The 16744-nt window shown below is 66.8% G+C and carries 16 protein-coding genes; 6 read left to right on the top strand and 10 right to left on the bottom strand.

Translation table 11 applies throughout. The features are described 5' to 3' along the window. Positions 1 to 75: 75 nt before the first annotated feature. Positions 76 to 606, top strand: coding sequence for a GNAT family N-acetyltransferase (locus tag ACQR50_RS05875; protein WP_428970169.1), 531 nt, complete (start codon positions 76 to 78; stop codon positions 604 to 606). On the opposite strand, the gene ACQR50_RS05870 is transcribed toward ACQR50_RS05875, so the two are convergent. The 6 genes from ACQR50_RS05870 to ACQR50_RS05845 form a co-directional block, all read right to left on the bottom strand. Next, positions 603 to 1313: a hypothetical protein gene (locus ACQR50_RS05870; RefSeq protein ID WP_428970168.1), complete on the bottom strand. Its 711-nt coding sequence runs from the start codon at positions 1311 to 1313 to the stop codon at positions 603 to 605. The two genes, ACQR50_RS05875 and ACQR50_RS05870, sit on opposite strands and share 4 nt — an antisense overlap. A gap of 114 nt (positions 1314 to 1427) precedes the next feature. Next, positions 1428 to 1739, bottom strand: a complete 312-nt coding sequence (locus ACQR50_RS05865; protein ID WP_428970167.1) for a hypothetical protein — start codon at positions 1737 to 1739, stop codon at positions 1428 to 1430. A 156-nt stretch (positions 1740 to 1895) separates the two neighbouring features. Then, positions 1896 to 2489 (bottom strand): hypothetical protein, encoded by a 594-nt coding sequence (locus ACQR50_RS05860; protein WP_428970166.1) that lies wholly within the window; start codon positions 2487 to 2489, stop codon positions 1896 to 1898. Positions 2490 to 2746: 257 nt separating this feature from the next. Beyond that, complete coding sequence (locus ACQR50_RS05855; protein ID WP_428970165.1) at positions 2747 to 4558, bottom strand: DUF885 domain-containing protein; 1812 nt, start codon at positions 4556 to 4558, stop codon at positions 2747 to 2749. 80 nt (positions 4559 to 4638) lie between these two features. Beyond that, positions 4639 to 6255, bottom strand: a complete 1617-nt coding sequence (locus tag ACQR50_RS05850; protein ID WP_428970651.1) for a DUF5597 domain-containing protein — start codon at positions 6253 to 6255, stop codon at positions 4639 to 4641. An 84-nt stretch (positions 6256 to 6339) separates the two neighbouring features. Continuing rightward, the gene (locus tag ACQR50_RS05845; RefSeq protein ID WP_428970164.1) at positions 6340 to 6681 is read right to left on the bottom strand and encodes a hypothetical protein; all 342 of its coding nucleotides are present in this window, start codon (positions 6679 to 6681) and stop codon (positions 6340 to 6342) included. Positions 6682 to 7122: 441 nt separating this feature from the next. Here ACQR50_RS05845 and paoA point away from each other — a divergent pair, with 441 nt between their 5' ends. From paoA to paoC, 3 genes are read left to right on the top strand one after another with little or no spacing between them, the layout of a single operon-like run. Then, complete coding sequence (paoA, locus tag ACQR50_RS05840) at positions 7123 to 7710, top strand: aldehyde dehydrogenase iron-sulfur subunit PaoA (RefSeq protein WP_428970650.1); 588 nt, start codon at positions 7123 to 7125, stop codon at positions 7708 to 7710. Further along, a complete protein-coding gene (locus ACQR50_RS05835) occupies positions 7707 to 8657 on the top strand; it encodes an FAD binding domain-containing protein (RefSeq protein ID WP_428970163.1) in 951 nt (316 codons plus the stop codon). The genes paoA and ACQR50_RS05835 overlap by 4 nt, the downstream gene beginning before the upstream one ends. Next, positions 8654 to 10864, top strand: coding sequence for an aldehyde oxidoreductase molybdenum-binding subunit PaoC (gene paoC, locus ACQR50_RS05830; protein WP_428970162.1), 2211 nt, complete (start codon positions 8654 to 8656; stop codon positions 10862 to 10864). Before ACQR50_RS05835 ends, paoC begins: the two co-directional genes overlap by 4 nt. Before the next feature lie 226 nt (positions 10865 to 11090). Here the strand turns inward: paoC and ACQR50_RS05825 are convergent, their stop codons facing one another. The 3 genes from ACQR50_RS05825 to ACQR50_RS05815 are packed head-to-tail and all read right to left on the bottom strand — an operon-like array spanning position 11091 to position 13299. Further along, positions 11091 to 12641, bottom strand: coding sequence for a tryptophan halogenase family protein (locus tag ACQR50_RS05825; RefSeq protein ID WP_428970161.1), 1551 nt, complete (start codon positions 12639 to 12641; stop codon positions 11091 to 11093). Continuing rightward, positions 12611 to 13066: a VapC toxin family PIN domain ribonuclease gene (locus ACQR50_RS05820; RefSeq protein WP_428970160.1), complete on the bottom strand. Its 456-nt coding sequence runs from the start codon at positions 13064 to 13066 to the stop codon at positions 12611 to 12613. The genes ACQR50_RS05825 and ACQR50_RS05820 overlap by 31 nt, the downstream gene beginning before the upstream one ends. Beyond that, positions 13066 to 13299 carry a type II toxin-antitoxin system Phd/YefM family antitoxin gene (locus ACQR50_RS05815; RefSeq protein ID WP_428970159.1) on the bottom strand — a complete coding sequence of 78 codons (234 nt, stop codon included), beginning with the start codon at positions 13297 to 13299 and terminating at the stop codon, positions 13066 to 13068. The genes ACQR50_RS05820 and ACQR50_RS05815 overlap by 1 nt, the downstream gene beginning before the upstream one ends. A 179-nt stretch (positions 13300 to 13478) precedes the next feature. Between ACQR50_RS05815 and ACQR50_RS05810 the strand changes: the two genes are divergently transcribed. Beyond that, on the top strand, positions 13479 to 14840 hold the full coding sequence (locus tag ACQR50_RS05810; protein ID WP_428970158.1) for a cation:proton antiporter: 1362 nt from the start codon (positions 13479 to 13481) through the stop codon (positions 14838 to 14840). Positions 14841 to 14960: 120 nt separating this feature from the next. Here ACQR50_RS05810 and ACQR50_RS05805 read toward each other — a convergent pair whose 3' ends face one another. Continuing rightward, on the bottom strand, positions 14961 to 15638 hold the full coding sequence (locus ACQR50_RS05805; protein ID WP_428970157.1) for a PEP-CTERM sorting domain-containing protein: 678 nt from the start codon (positions 15636 to 15638) through the stop codon (positions 14961 to 14963). Between the two features lie 310 nt (positions 15639 to 15948). Between ACQR50_RS05805 and ACQR50_RS05800 the strand changes: the two genes are divergently transcribed. Continuing rightward, entirely contained in the window at positions 15949 to 16584 is a 636-nt protein-coding gene (locus tag ACQR50_RS05800; RefSeq protein ID WP_428970156.1) for a tetratricopeptide repeat protein, read from the top strand. Positions 16585 to 16744: the final 160 nt, after the last annotated feature.

Below are 16744 nucleotides of genomic sequence, written 5' to 3'. Positions count from 1 at the left end.
TAAACGGTGGTGTCGATTGCAACTGTTCACCCCATCGTCGTTGACGGACCGGAATAATTGCCCCGAAAAGGTGCGATGTTTACCTTTCGCTGGGCCGACACCGCCGACATTCCCGCCATCGCCGTGTTGATGGAACGCGCGATTTCGGTGCTGCAAAAGGGCTTTCTCTCCCCCGCCGAGATCGCGGCCAGCCGTTCGGTCATGGGGCTGGATACGCAACTGATCGCCGACGGCACCTATTTGCTGGCCGAGAAGGACGGGCGGCTGGCGGGCTGCGGCGGATGGAGTGCCCGGGCCACGCTCTATGGCGGCGACCATAGCCATGGCTTGCGCGACGCGGCGATGCTCGACCCGGCCAGCGACCCCGCCCGCATCAGGGCCATGTATGTCGACCCGGATTTCGCCCGCCAAGGGCTGGGCCGCGCCATCCTCGCGCGATGCGAGGCGGCGGCGCGGGCGGCGGGCTTCACGTCCGCCGAGATGATGGCCACGCTGGCGGGCGAACCGCTCTACCGCGCCTGCGGCTATGCTCCGATCGAGGCGATCCGGTCCGCCCCGGTCAAAGGCGTGCAGGTTCCGCTGATCCGCATGGGCAAGCCGCTTTAACCGGAAACTTGCGTCCTCAGACGGGGAAAGACCTCGTCGATCGGCTTGGTGTCGGGCAGGATATAGACATAGCCGCCCTTGCGGCGGAATGTCGGCCGCAACTGCCGCGTATAGAAGGCCTGGGGGACGTTGATGCAGCCGAATGTGATGCGGTTGTCGTCCGGGGTCGGCGACAGCATCCGCTCGCGCCGCTTCTCGCGCGCGCCAGCGTCCTTCGGGATCGGGTGCAGCGCCACCGAGGTCGCATAATCGACCCACAGCACCCGCTCGCCCGCCACCGGCAGCCCGAACTTGGCGAGATAGCGCCCGGCAGGCGTGGTCTTCTCGGCGGGACCGAGCGAGGCCAGCGTCTTCGTGCCCACTCCCGGACTCGCCTCGTCGCCCGGCATGATGCCGATCAGGACCGGCACCGCCGCCTGCTGCGTGCCGTTGGGCGCGAACAGGAAGAGGGTCGCGTTGACCTTGTCGACCACCGCCCAGGGCAGGCCGCGATTGTCATGCGCGCCGGACACCCAGTCGATCACCCGCTGGGCCTCAGGAGACGGGGTCAAGACCGGCTCGGGCGCGGCGACCGGCGCGGTCTTTGGCTTCGCCTTCGATTTGGACGGGGCCTTGCGGGCGGCCTTGGGCGGCTCAGGCGTGCGCGCATCGGCGACCGTGGGGGCCAGCAGGGCGAAACCCGCCAGCGACAGGATCAGGGACTTCATCGGGGCAGGCATGTCATCGGTGCGGCATACTCAGGCAAAATGCCGGCCCCTCCCCCGGCGCGGGGAAGAGACCGGCACGTCATTCAGCGGATATCGTCGCTCAGGCCGCTGCCATCAATGGCGCGGACGACGAGCCGGCTTCTGCTCCTGCACGGTCAGGCGCTGTTCGACGCCATCGACGCGGCCGCCCAGCTGGTCCAGCCGCTGGCCGTTCTGCTGCGCCTGGCCCGAAGCGGCCTGCGCCTCGGCCAGCGCCTGCTTGGCCGTACCATCGGTTTGCTGGAGCCGTAATTCGAGCGAGTCCACGCGCTGGCTTACCGGGGCGATCTGTTCGCGCACGAAGGACTTCGTCGCGCAACCACCAAGACTGACGGCACCCGCCAGCGTCACGATAGCGAGGAGGGATTTGGACGCGTAAGCAGACATAACAGTTCTTTCAGTCGTTAACCAACCGCAACAACGAAGCCGAGTGGAAAAAGTTCGACAATCCTGTTTCTGTTCGACCGTGCCGGTTTTTCGACCAAGCGTTTACTGCAACACTATTTGCGCGATGCCCTGTTGTGTTAAGATGCCGTTCAGGGTTCAGCGTTTGCGGGAGGCGGGCTTGGCGAACGGATCGCGGGGAATGCCGTCCGCCGCATCTCCCGAACGGGTCGTCTTGGCCGGTGGGGCCTTCCGCGCCGTGACGCAATCGCGCAGCGCGGCGATGGCCGCGCCGCTGCCCGCCAGCGACAGGCGCTCGACCGGCACGTCACCCCGCGCGATGTTCAACGTCTGCGACCGGGCGAGATAGGTCGGGAACGGCTTTTCGAAGCTGGTGACGAAACCCTGCTGGTTGTCGGACGCCAGCCCGACCGCGAAATGCTTCGGATAGCTGCCACCCGTCAGCGTGAAGTCGAGCGCCAGCCGCTCCTTCGGCTTGATCGACCAATTGGCGTTCAGCACCGTCAGATGGTTCGACCCGTCACGATCCAGCCCCAGCAACAGCGTCGTGTCGCCCGGCCGGTCATAGATACGCGTCAGGAAACATCCGTCGCCATCCTCGCTGACCGCCAGCGTCCAGTCGCCGATCTTGCGCGGCAGGGCGTCCCTGTCGGCGGCGTTCGCTCCGGTCGGCGATAACGCAACGGTTAAACCGAGCAGCGATAGCGCGGACAGACGATGTGAAAGCTTCATAGACTTCTTCCTCCGCCGCCGACCCTATCCGCCCTACCCGCCGTCGGCCAAGCCTCAGGCCCAACGACATTCCTCCCCTGCAAGGGGAGGTGGCAGGGCAAAGCCCTGACGGAGGGGTGTCGCGCCCTCGATAGCGGGACACCCCTCCACCAGCTTCGTGTTCGAGCGAGATTGTGCCCCCGGCACAATCTTGGTCTGCCGGGGGCAGACCAAAGCTCGAACACCCCCTCCCCTTACAGGGGAGGAAAAGATATGGCTTACGCCATCCGCTCGCGCACCACCCGTTCCAGCACGTCGAGCGGCATCGCGCCCAGCGTCAGGACGCGGTGAAAAGCCTTGGGGTCCCATTTCGCGCCCGCCTTGGCCCTGGCTTCGTCGCGCAGCCGGGTCCAGACGGTGTGCCCGATCTTGTAGCTGCACGCCTGTCCCGGCCAGACGGTGTAGCGGTCGATCTCCCCCTGGCTGCGGCCACGCGCGATGCCGGTGGTGGCGATCAGATAGTCGGTCGCCTTCTCCCGGCTCCACCGCTTGGCGTGCATCCCCGAATCGACGACGAGCCGGGTGGCACGGAACAGCAAGGATTGCAGATACCCCACCTGCCCCAGCGGATTGCCCTCATACATCCCCATCTCGTCGGCGAGCTGTTCGGAGTAGAGCGCCCAGCCCTCCGAATAGCCCGAATAGAAGCCGCGCCTGCGGATCAGCGGAATGTCCTGGCTCTCCAGCGCGGACATGACCTGCAGGTGATGGCCCGGCACCGCCTCGTGATAGGTCAGCGTCGCCAGCCCGAATTTGGGCCGGTCGAACGTGTCGCGCAGGTTGATGAAGTAGATGGCGGGTCGCGACCCGTCGAGCGACGCCGATTGGTAATAGCCGCCGGGCGCGCCCGCCTGGATCGCCTCCGGCACGCGGCGGATTTCGACCGGTGCCTTGGGCAGGACGGCGAACTGTTCGGGCAGGCGCCGGGTCATCGCGGCGACCTGTGCGCGCAACTGCTCCAGCAGCGCCTCACGCCCCGGATCTGTGTTGGGGAACAGCTGATCCGGCCGCTTGTTGAGCGCGACCAGCCGCTCGCCGACGCTGCCCTGCGCCATGCCTTGCGCCTTCAGGATGGTGTCGATCCGCGCCCCGATCTCCGCCACCTGCGCCAGTCCGAGCCGGTGGATCTCGTCGCCGGTCATCTCGGTCGTCGTCGCAGCGGCCGCCGCGGCGGTATAATAGGCCTCGCCATCCGGCAGCCGCCAGACGCCTGCGTCATGGCCCGCGCGGCCGCGCAATTCGGTGACGAGCGCGCGTTGCCGGTCAAGGGCGGGGAAGACCCGCTCGGCCATCAGCCGCGCAACCGCCTGCGCGCGGTCGGGCGGCAGGTTGGCAGCCTTCAACTTGGCGGCGAGATCGACCGCCGGGCCCGTTCCTTCTGCGGGCTTGTCGCGGACCGCTGCCAGCTGTTTCAGCGTGGTGTCGAGGATATAGTCGGGCGCGAAGACGCCCCTGCCCGCATCCTCGCGCTGGCGCTCGGTCTCGGCATCGATCGCCGGACCGAACGCCTCGACCCGCGCGACATAGGCGTCGGCATCGGCGGCGTTGGTGACGCGGTGCTGGTTGCCCAGGAAATCGGGCACGTCCCGGTAAGCCCCCGACAGCTGGCTCAGCACATAGGGGGCATAGCGGCCCGCGCTCGCCCCATAGGAAAAGCGCTCGCCCGCGATCATCCGGTCGAGGCTGTAGGCCAGGATGTCGTAATCCAGTCGCGCCCCCTCCCCCAGCGCATCGCGCGGGATGGTGGCGAGTTGCGCACGCTCCTGCCGGGCGCGCGCGAACTGGCGCATCTCGCCCGCCCGCGACGCATCGCTCAACCGCGCCTTCAGGCCAGCGCGCGGGCCGGTGTCGAGGCCCAGCGAGGTCGCCTGCTCCGGACTGTCGTCCAGCCGCGCATAGAAGAAACGGTCGAGCATCGCCCGCAACTCGGCATCACGCGCCCCCGTCCCTCGGGAAACCTGGGCCCAGGACGGCGTGGCGGCGGCCGCCGCGACGAGGCTGGCGGAGGCGAGGAACTGGCGACGCTGCATGAACACTCCCGGATCGTTTCTGGCTTGGCGGGTCAGGCTAAGCCGTTGATCCGGGAGTGCAAAGCGATTTGTCCGCGTCCCTAGCGATAGCGTCCCATCACGACCTTCAGCACGACCGGCCGGTCGATCAGGTTGATGCCGTAATCGGTCTGGTCGCCGTTCCACACCCGGTCCATCACCCAGCGGCCCTCGGCGAAATGCCCCTCCTCGACCCGGACGATCATCGCTTTGGGGTCCGGGGTCGCGGGCTCGAAGCGGACGCGGACATGGTCGCCGGTCATCAGATATTCGTCGCGCGACAGCTGGACGACCGCCATGCCGCCGACCGGCTCGGCCTTCCACGGCGCGGGTTCGGACTTGAGCCAAGTCCAGCTTTTCTCGCCGAACTGCCACTGGCCGAACTCCGCCCGGATGCGCCAGTCGCCCAGCACCGCCTCCCGGTCGCTGCCGTCATCGGGCTTGGCGGTGCCCCAGCCCGGATGTTCGAACGCGGCCTTCGCCCAGTCGCGCATCACGCCGCTCAGCGCCGCATAAGGCCCGGCAAAGGCATCCAACGTGGCGTTGTCCAGCGCCCTGGCCCCCAAGGGATAGTTGAAGAAGCCGGTGTCATCCATGCCGAACGGCGCAAAGCCGATCGCGCCGTGCCCCAGCGCCTCATAGAAATAACGCGCGAACTCGCGGGCATTGCCGATCTCGGGCACCAGCAGCGGATTGTCGGGCCGGGCATAGGCTTTCATGTATGCGGTCACATTGGCGCTCGCCCGGTCGTAAATGTCGGGCGCTTCCGCATCGATCGAGGGCGCGGCGACCTTCCAGATGTCGAGCACGTCCTGCTGCGGCCCGCCGCTCGCCACGCCGTCGGGATCGGGTACGTTGGACGGCCCCGCCAGCGCCGCGTTGACGTACATGGGCAGCGGCTTCACCGCCTTGCCCGCCGCGACGATCTCCTCAATGTAGCGCGCCGTGTACCAGGTGTTGAACGCACGGTCGGCCTGCGCCCCGAACACCGCCGCCCAGGTGCCGCGCGGCTTGCCGAGCCTGCGGGTCAGCGCCTCCGGCACGACTCCGTCGAACAGCGTCTGCGCCGCCGCCGAATAGTCGCGCGGGTTGCGATAGCTGCCGACCTCGTTCTCGGGCTGGACCATGATGACCGTGTTCTGCGGGTCATGCTCCTTGAGGTACGTCATCAGCCGGACGAAGGCGCGCTTGTCCGCCTCCAGCGTGGTACGCGCCATCGGGGTCAGCGCATAATGATCCTGCCCTGCCTTCGTCTTCATCCGGGGAAAGCGGCGATTGTCGAGCTTGACCCAGTCGGGCGTGTAGCCGGGTGAGGTGTTCTTCCATGTCGCGAACCACAGCAGGACGACACGCTTGTCATGGGCGCGCGCCTGATCGAGCGACGTCTGGACGAAGCCGAAGTCGAAACGCCCCTCCTCCGGCTCGATCTGCTGCCAGGCGACGGGGATTTCGATCGTATTGGCGTGAATGCGGTCCAGCACCGGCCAGACCTGCGGCAGGGCGGCGGCATAGTTGCTGGAGTTGTTGACCTGCGCCTCCAGCATCAGGAAGGGGCGACCATCGACCATCAGCGCATGGCGGCCATCCTTGCTGACGATCTGTGGCACTGGCGTCGTCTGCGCCATCAGCGGGCCGGACAGCCCCAACGCCAAGACGGCGAAGCCCTTTGCCAGGTGCATCACATCCTCCCCCTTTTTCGCGATCGTTCGGCTCAGGCTGTGCAACGGACGGCGCGCCCGATCAACGCCTATCGGACGGGTGCTTCAGGCGGCCAGCCCGTGATCCGCCGACTCCATGTCGGACGGACACGGCGTCGGCGCGGCCAGCCGATAGTCCTCCGCCAGGCGGGCGATGTCGAAGGGGGTAAAATCGCGGTCATAACGCCCCACATCCTCTTCCTCCTGCTCGCGCCAGTCGCCGATATCCGCCATGCGGACCGGCCGAGACGCGACCAGTCCGACCCAATGGGCAAGCAGCACGTCCAACTCGCGCAGGCCGTTCGCCGTCACCCGCGCCCGGACATGGCGATGCCGGTTCGACAAGGCCGACGCCTCCACCGCCCAGAGCGGCGCGATCCGCCTCTCCAGCACATCGATGCCGGTCATCAGCGCGTGATAAGCCCGGTCCCGCTCCGTCGCGTTGCCCGGCAGTCGGACGATCAACGGGCGACGCCCTCAGGACTGGGAAAATGGTTCATCCGGGCGGCTCCGTCGCGACAAGCGGGAGCACAAGGGTCTCTCAGCCGCCAGCGCTTGCGGTCGTCGAACCCGCGATGGGCGCTGCTACCACGCCCGGCATATGGCGTCTTCGGATTTCTGGCGCAGGGTGCGCTCCGGTGGCGGGCGCACAGATTTATATCCTATGATAATTTCACCTCGCCACCAAAACCGCTTACGTGCGTTATGAACAAAATGTCAGCCAGCGGTGTAGGCGCCAGCGGTTGGATAAGGATCTGGACAGGGTGCAAGGGAGCCGGGACATTGGCGGACAACAGTGAATTTACCGTGTCGCGACGCGGCGTGATCGTCGGAGGCGCGGCCACCGCGATGGCCGCCTCCTCCCCGGCCGAGGCACAGACCCAGAGGAGCACCATGCCCGCCGATCCCCCCGCCATGCCCGTGACGCTGAAGGTCAACGGCAAGCCGCGCACCCTGTCCCTCGATCCGCGTACGACGCTGCTCGACAGCTTGCGCGAACATCTGCACCTGACCGGCACCAAGAAGGGCTGCGACCATGGCCAGTGCGGCGCGTGCACCGTGCTGGTCAATGGAGAACGGATCAACAGCTGCCTTTCCCTGGCGCTCCAGCATGACGGCGACAGCATCACCACCATCGAGGGACTCGGCACGCCCGAGAAGCTCCATCCGATGCAGGCCGCGTTCGTGCGCCATGACGGATATCAGTGCGGATACTGCACGCCCGGCCAGATCTGCTCGGCAGTGGCGGTGCTCGACGAGATAAAGCGCGGCGTCCCCAGCCATGTCCAGGCCGACCTGACCGCCAGGCCGCAAGCCTCGGGCATCGAGATGCGTGAGCGGATGAGCGGCAATATCTGCCGCTGCGGCGCCTATTCCAACATCGCCGACGCGATGGCCGACGTCGCGGGAGTCGCAAATAAGGAGATCGGGGCATGAAGCCCTTCACCTACGAACGCGCAAAGAATGCGGTCGCGGCAGCACGCGCGGCGACCAGGCCGGGCGCCAAGTTCCTCGCGGGCGGCACCAACCTGCTCGACCTGATGAAGATCGAGGTCGAGACGCCGACTCATCTGATCGACGTGCAGGACCTGAAGCTCGACCGGATCGAGAAGACGAAGGACGGCGGCCTGCGCATCGGTGCGTTCGTCACCAACACCGCGCTGGCCGCCGACGAACGCGTGCGGCGCGATTACGGCGTCCTGTCCCGCGCGATCGTCGCAGGGGCGAGCGGACAGCTGCGCAACAAGGCGACGACGGCGGGCAATCTGCTCCAGCGCACGCGCTGCCCCTATTTCTACGACACCAACATGGCCTGCAACAAACGCAAGCCCGGCAGCGGGTGCAGCGCCATCGGTGGCTATTCGCGCCAATTGGCGATCGTCGGCACCAGCAGCGACTGTATCGCCACCAACCCCAGCGACATGAACGTCGCGCTGCGGGTGCTGGACGCAGTGGTCGAGACGGTGAATCCGGAGGGCCGGACCCGTGCGATCCCCATGGCCGATTTCCACCGCCTGCCCGGCAATACGCCGCATATCGAAACCGCGCTGCAGCCCGGCGAACTGATCACCGCCGTCACCCTGCCCCGCCCGGTCGGCGGCAGCCATATCTATGAGAAGGTGCGCGATCGCGCCTCCTATGCCTTCGCGCTCGTATCGGTCGCGGCGATCGTCCAGAAGGACGGCTCAGGCCGGGTCGCGGTCGGCGGCGTTGCGCACAAGCCCTGGCGGGTCGAAGCGGCGGAAGCCGCGATGCCGCAGGGGGCCAAGGCGGTGACGGCAAGCCTGCTCGCCGATGCCCGCCCGACCAAGGATAACGAATATAAGGTGCCGCTCGTCGAACGGACGCTGGCGGCCGCCATCAGCCAGGTGAGGACCGCATGAAATTCACCGAGCCAGCCAGCGCCAATCCCATCGACCGCATGACCGTGGTCGGTCGCCCGCACGACCGGATTGACGGCCCGCGCAAGACCACCGGGACCGCAGCCTATGCCTATGAACGCCATGCCGAGGCACCCAACGCCGCCTATGGCTGGATCATCGGCGCGGCCATCGCCAAGGGGCGCATCCGCGCGATGAACCTCGACGATGCACGCGGCGCGCCGGGCGTGCTGGGCATCGTCACCGCCGCCGAGGCGGGAAAGCTGAACAAGGGCAATTTCAACACGGCCAAGCTGCTCGGCGGACCGGAGATCGACCATTATCACCAGGCCGTCGCCATCGTCGTCGCCGAGAGCTTCGAACAGGCGCGCGCCGCCGCCGGGCTGGTGCGGATCGACTATGACCGCGCCAAGGGCCAGTATGACCTGGACGAAGCGCTGAAGACCGCGCCGCTGACCGGCGGCGAAGAAGGCAAGCCCGGCAAGGAAGACCGGACCGGATCGTTCGAAAGCGCCTTCGGTGCCGCGCCGGTGAAGCTCGATGCCGAATACACCACCCCCGACCACAGCCATGCGATGATGGAGCCCTTCGCCTCGCTGGCGATCTGGGAGGGGGACCAGCTCACCGTCTGGACGTCGAACCAGATGATCGCCTGGGGGCGCGGCGACCTCGCCAAGACGTTGGGCATGCCCAAGGAAAAGGTGCGGCTGATCTCACCTTATGTCGGTGGCGGTTTCGGCGGAAAGCTGTTCCTGCGCGCCGATGCCGTCATGGCGGCGCTGGGCGCGAAGGCGGTCGGGCGGCCGGTCAAGGTGGCGATGCAGCGGCCGCTGATGGCCAACAACGCCACCCATCGGCCCGCCACGACGCAACGCATCCGCATCGGCGCGACCAAGGACGGCGCGATTCAGGCGATCGCGCATGAAAGCGGATCGGGCGACCAGCCCGGCGGCGGTCCCGAGACGGCGGTCAACCAGACCAAGCTGCTCTATGCCGGGCCCAACCGCCTGACCGCGATGCGCTTGGCCGTGCTGAACCTGCCCGAGGGCAATGCGATGCGCGCACCGGGCGAAGCGCCCGGCATGATGGCGCTGGAAATCGCGATGGACGAGATGGCCGAGAAGCTGGGCATGGATCCGGTCGCCTTCCGCGTGAAGAACGACACCCAGGTCGATCCCGAAAAGCCCGAGCGTCGCTTCTCGCAGCGCCAGCTCGTCCGCTGTCTGGAGGAGGGCGCACAGCGTTTCGGCTGGTCGCAGCGCAACGCCAAGCCTGCCCAGGTCCGCGACGGACGCTGGCTGGTCGGCATGGGCGTCGCCGCCGCCTTCCGCAATCATATGAACATGAAGTCGGGCGCACGGGTCACGCTGAACAAGGACGGCCGGGTCGTCGTCGAGACCGACATGACCGATATCGGCACCGGCAGCTACACGATCATCGGCCAGACCGCCGCCGAGATGATGGGCGTGCCGATGGACGCGGTCGATGTCCGGCTGGGCGACAGCGACTATCCGGTGTCGGCCGGGTCGGGTGGCCAGTTCGGGGCGGCCAACGCCACGGCGGGCGTCTATGCCGCCTGCGTCAAGCTGCGCGAGGCGGTGGCCCAGCGGCTGGGGTTCAACTCGGCCGATCTGAGCTTCGCCGATGGTCAGGTGACGGGCGGCAATCGATCGGTCGCGTTGCGCGACGCCGCCGCCTCCGGCCCACTGACCGCCGAGGACCGGATCGAGTTCGGCGATCTGGACAAGACGTATCAGCTGTCGACCTTCGGCGCGCATTTCGTCGAGGTCGGGGTCGATGCCTATACCGGCGTCACGCGGCTCCGCCGGATGCTCGCGGTCTGCGCGGCGGGGCGCATCCTGAACCCCAAGGCGGCGCGCAGCCAGATGATCGGCGCGATGACCATGGGTGTCGGATCGGCGCTGATGGAGGAACTGGCGGTCGACAAGCGCTTCGGCTTCTTCGTCAACCACGACCTGGCGGGCTATGAAGTGCCCGTCCATGCCGACATTCCGCATCAGGAAGTGATCTTCCTGGAAGAGGCGGACGACAAGGCCAACCCGATGAAGGCCAAGGGCGTCGGCGAACTCGGCCTGTGCGGCGTCGGCGCGGCGGTGGCGAATGCGGTTTACAACGCGACCGGCGTGCGGATCAGGGACTATCCGCTGACGCTGGAAAAGCACCTGGACCGCCTGCCCGCGATCGTTTGAGGCGAGCTCCGATCCTTCTCCCCTGGACAGGTGAGAAGGAAGGAAAGGGTCAGCGAGGACCCTCTCGCATAGAATCCGATGACCTGAATAAACGCACCCCTCCCCTTCAGGGGAGGGGCCGGGGGTGGGGCATCTCCGCGAGCACGCCGCCTGTGGCGAGGCCCCACCCCAACCCCTCCCCTGAAGGGGAGGGGCTCGCCTTGGTTCAACGTAATGTCATCCTGCTCTAGCCCCGCATCGCCGCGACCAACTCGCCATGACTCGGCAGGTCCGCCACCGCGCGGTCGCCGAACATCTGGAGCTTGCGGAACAGCCGCTCCGCCTCGCCCGACGCGCCGGTCTTCCTCACCTCGCCATCGGCAAAGCCCATGCCGTAGAGGATATACTGATAGTTGAAATGGGCGAAACTCTCGACATCCAGCGTGAAGTCGAACCGCCCCGGCGGCCGGTAACGCCATTGCTCCAGCAGGTCCCATAGCCGGTCGGAGATCGTTCCGGCAGCGCGATTGTCACGCCAGAACGGCTCGTCCCGGCTGCTCAGGCAGTAGTGCAGCTTGAGAAAGTCGACGATCGTCCGATACCGTGCGGTCATCAGCGTGTTGAAGCGCGCGGCGGGTGCCGCGATCGGCCCGCGATGCGGAAACAGCTCGGCCAGCATGGCGACGGCCGCCTCGATCAGGACGATGCCGGTCGACTCCAGCGGCTCCAGAAAGCCCCCGGCCAGTCCGATCGCCACGCAATTGCCGATCCAGGGCCGCTGGCGATACCCCGGCTCGAAGGTCAGCAGGCGCGGCTCCAGCCTGTCGGGATCGCGACCCAGATAGGCGGCGAGCGTCGCCAGCGCGCCCTCGTCATCCATATGCGTGTCGGAATAGACCGTCCCGATCCCCCGCCCCTCGGCCAGCCCGATATCCCAGGTCCAACCCGCCCAATGCGCGGTGGCGATGGTCATGGTCGGCAGGGTGTGGCCGCGCTCCGCGTCATAGGGCAGGCGGCAGGCGAGTGCGCGATTGGTGAACAGCTGGTCGCGCACTGGCAGCAGAGGCTCCCCCAACGCGCCGGAAATGAGTTCGGCCCGCTGTCCGGTGCAGTCGACATAGAGGTCGGCGGTCAGCGTGCCCTGACGGTCGGTGACTACATGCGCGATCAGCCCGTCCGCGCCCACCTTCGCGCCGGTCAGCCTGCCCTCCAGATGCCGGACGCCCAGGCCCATGGCATGGTCCGCCAGCAGTGCGACCAGCCGATGCGCATCGAAATGATAGGCATAGCTGAGCGGCCCGTCGAACGCCCCTTCCCCCGCCTGTTTCGGCCCCCGCCCGGCGGCGGCGACGCGGTGCTGGATCGTCACCGCCTCGGCAAAGGGCGCACGGGTCGCCGGGTCCTGCGCCAGCCAGTGCGCGACGAGATCGACGCCGTCCGCCTGGAAGGGCGGCTCGAACGGATGGACATAGCGGTGGCGCCTGCCCCCGTCCGGGGCGTGCCGCCAGTCGTCGAAGCGGATGCCCTGCTTGAAGGTCGCACCCGCCGTGCGGATGAAATGCGCCTCGTCGACCCCCAGGAAGCGCAGGGTCGAGCGCATCGTCGGGAACGCCCCCTCGCCCACCCCGATCGCGCCGATCGCCGGGTCCTCCAGCACGGTGATGCGGGTCGCGGGCCCCAGAAAGCGGGCGAGATAGGCCGCGGTCAACCACCCCGCCGTGCCGCCGCCGACGATCAGGATCGACCTGGCCTGCCCCTCCACCACGCTCACATCCTCACGAACAGGTTGCGGAACCATTGCGAACCGCCCTTCGTCGCCTGCCGCCAATCCTCGCCCATATCATCGGGCACGAAACCCCAAGGGCAGAACAGCCTCGGCCGCCCGACCTTATAGGCCGCGACATGCCGCGTGACGAGCGTCAAGCCATGGACCAGCGCCGTCGCGACCAGCAGCGCATCGCGCGTCTGCGCATAGCCCAGTGTCGATGACCGTCGTACCACCGCGACATCGACCGCCAGAATACGCCCCTCGAAGGCGGGGAGAACCTGCTCGGCGATCCAGTCGTCGACGTCCTTGTTTCCCTGAAGGTCGAGCAAGGTCACCGCCGACAGGAACAGTTCGTGACGCGGCACGCCCGAGGCCCAGTCGACCAGCCCCGGATCGGCCTGTCCCCGCCGCGCGCCACGCAGTTCGGCCACGACGCTGGCATCGAGCAGATACATCAGCGCGGCCGGTTCCAGTCGCGCGGCGGCGGCGCCTCGCCGGGCATCGCATCGGGTTGCACGAGCAGGTCGACGATCGTCTCGGTTTGGCGCGCCAATTGGCGAAAGGCCTCGACGCCCAGCAGGACATGGGTGGGGCGTCCGCGATCGGTGATGAACACCGGCTCGATTCGGGCCAACCGCTTGGCGCGGCTGACATCCTGGTTGAACTCGCGGCTGGTCAGCGTCTTCATCCGCCCCTCGAATATGTAGGTACGTACCTACCTTGTAGCAATGACAACACAGTTTGCCAGCCACCCGGCACAATCGCTCCCCGTTCGACGAAATCCCGTTGCAACGCCCCGCGACTTGGCGTCGCTATCGCCTGGGCCGGACCGCGCAAGGCCGGACGCGAGGGGGGATGCGAAGACCGATGAACGACGCGATCGACAGTTTCTGGAAGACCTTTGGCGGCATCCTGTCACCGCATGGCCCGGCCAGCGCCGGGGCGGCCGCCACCTATGTTCCCGGCGACTATAGCATCCATTTCTTCCTGCAATTGGCGGTGATCCTGTTCGCCTGTCGCGTCGTCAGCTGGGCCGGACAGCGGTTCCTGGGCCAGCCGCCGGTGGTGGGCGAGATGATCGCCGGGGTCGTGCTCGGCCCCTCGCTGCTCGGCCTGTTCTTTCCAGACCTGCAGGCGGCGATCTTTCCCAAGGAAACCCGCAACGTCCTTTATGCGGGCGCGCAGCTCGGCGTGGCGCTGTACATGTTCCTGGTCGGGCTGACGCTCCGCCTCGATCATTTCCAGTCCAAGGCGCGCAGTGCCATGGCGGTATCGGCCTCGGGCGTGATCGCGCCGTTCCTGATCGCGGTGGCGATCACTCCCCTGCTGCTCAAGGTGCCCGGCCTGTTCACCGCCGGGATCAGCCAGGCCAATGCCACGCTGTTCCTGGGTGCCTGCATCGCGCTGACCGCCTTTCCGATGCTGGCGCGGATCATCAACGAACGGGGGCTGGCGGACAGCCCGCTGGGCACCTTGTCGCTGGCGGCGGGCGCGTTCGACGACGCCGCGTCCTGGTGCGTACTGGCGATCGTGCTGGCGACCTTCGGCGGCGGCAGCGGGGTGGCCATCCTCGCGATCGGCGGGGCCTTTATCTATGTCGGCTTCCTGATCCTGTTCGGCCGCCGTCTGCTGGCGCCGCTGGGCCGGGCGGTCGAGGCGCGGGGCGAGATGAGCACGACCGTGCTGGCGATCACGCTCATGGCCTTCTGCCTGTCCGCCTTCATCATGGACGCGATCGGCGTGCATGGCATTTTCGGCGGCTTCATCCTGGGCGTCTTCATGCCGCGCGGCCTGTTCGTCACCGAGTTGAAGAAGAAGGTCGAGCCGCTGGCCGTCGTCCTGCTGTTGCCGATGTTCTTCACCTATTCGGGGCTGAACACGCGGATGGACATGGTCAATTCACTGCCGCTGCTGCTGATCGCGCTTGGCATCCTGGCCGCGTCGATCGCCGCCAAGTTCGGCGCCTGCTATCTCGCGGCACGGGCCTGTGGCGAGGACAATCGCACGGCGATGGGGATCGGCGCGCTGATGAACTCGCGCGGGCTGATGGAACTGATCATCATCAATATCGGGCTGCAAAAAGGAATTATCGGCCCCACCCTGTTCTCGATGCTGGTGCTGATGGCGATCGTGACCACGATGATGGCCAGCCCGCTGTTCGAATATGTCTATGGTCGCAAAGCGCGCGTGCTGGGCGAGATGGAAACGCTGAACGGCACTGCCGCCTGACCCGGCGGGGTCGGCCTTTCACCGTCTTCTGTAGCGGACACATAAAAAGGGCGGCCCGGGGGCCGCCCTTTTCGTCTCCCCGGTCGACCCTGTCGGACCGACCAGCCTAAGTGCCTGAGATCAGGCGGTCTTCTTGCGGCGACGACGCGACGCGGCGATCAGGCCGCCGATCCCTGCGCCGAACAGGGTCAACGTGGCAGGCTCGGGAACCGAGGTCGGCTTGCCGCCGAAGAAGGTGACATTGTCCAGTTCGAACGCGGTATCGCCCGAGGAGAAGCGCAGGCCCGCGATCCGCTCACCCGTCAGGCTGTCGAGCGTATAGGTGACGTAGCGGTTCAGGCTCGGGTCGTTGTAATAGGTGCCCGGAACGTCGGCGGTCGGCGAAATGACGTCCAGGCCCGTGATCGTCTTCAGCACGTTACCGGCAGCGCCAAGCACTTCCAGCGTGTTGAACGAGTCGATCGAACCCCAATAGAGACCGAAGCCGTCATAGCTATAGTCCCTGGTGCGCAATTCGGCCGTCTTGCCGCCATTGACCATCAGATACTGGGTCGTGTCGCCCATCGGCCGGCTATAGCCATTGGCCGAGCCGGTCGTCAGGACGGCGGTGCCCGACAGCGAGAAGCCCGACGAATAGGTCGTGTTGCCGTTCGTGCCGTCGAAGTCGATCAGGACCGAGGGATTGGTCGGCATGACGTTGCCCGGGGTCGAGGACAGCGTGCCCGCATGGGCGGCCGTCGCGATCAGCGCACCGGCCATGATACCCGCCATCGCCATCATCTTCGTCACAGCCGCCATCATCAAACTCCCTGTTACGCCGCGCACCCGATCATGTGTCGGAACGGGTGATCCCGTCTCGGTCGCACATTCGCCATCGGGCGATAGTCCCGTTGCATTTCGGGCGACTCATGTGCCCTGTTCCCCCACTCTATCGATAACGACGCCGATGTCGCGTCCGGTAAACTCCGATATGATCCCGTTCTGGGGCAGCGGCTTGGCGCGACCTGTTTCAGGACAAGACAGGTTCCGCGCGGTCCATGCGCGCTTTACGCTGTGTCAGGACATACCGGGCGATAGGGTCCGGCGACATAATCAGCAGGGATGAATCGTGAAACGCCGCAAGCTCCTCGTCATCGCAGGCATCCTGCTCGTCCTGGTCGTCCTGGCGTTTATCGCCAGTGCCCTGCTGCGGCGTCCGGCGGAGAAGGCCGCCCAGGCCCCGGTCTTTGTCGAGCGGCCCATAGCCGCTCCCGATCCCGCCACCGCGCAGGCCGCCGCCAGCAAGGCGCCGGGTAGCGCCGCCGCGCAGAAGGAACTGGGCGACGCGCTGCTCGCCAAGCGCCGGTTCGACGAGGCCGCGACCGCCTATCGTGCGTCGTTGGCGATCGATCCCAACCAGGCGAACGCCTGGTCGGCGCTGGGTGAGACGGTCATGCAGACCACGAAGGCGCAGGGCATCGAACTGCCCGCCGAAGCGGGAAATGCCTTTCGCAAGGCCATCGCGATCGACCCGCGCGATGCGCGCGCACGCTTCTATTTCGCGATGGAAAAGGATCTGAAGGGCCAGCATGACGAGGCGATCGGCGAGTGGCTCCAGCTGCTACGCGAAGTGCCTGCCGGTTCCGATGCCGACGAGTCGATCCGCTCGGCGCTCGCCGCCTCGATCAAGCGCAACATCCAGCTGATTAAGCAGGCCGCCGACGAAGCGGGCCGGGTCCAACCGCGCTACACATCGCAGAAGTAAGGCTCCTTCTGCCAGTTTCGGGACGGCGCGGACGGCAAGAGCGGTCCGCGCCGTTTCCATATCTGCATCAGAGTATGTGAGCGGTACACAGGCAACGCAAATTTCACCCCCGACCGCGCGCCAACCCCCTCCGCCCTTCAAAAGTTGATCCAGAACAAAG

Source organism: Sphingomonas sp. Xoc002, assembly GCF_050408055.1.
GTDB classification, from domain to species: Bacteria; Pseudomonadota; Alphaproteobacteria; order Sphingomonadales; family Sphingomonadaceae; genus Sphingomonas; species Sphingomonas yabuuchiae.
This window is presented reverse-complemented; position numbering and strand designations above follow the sequence as displayed.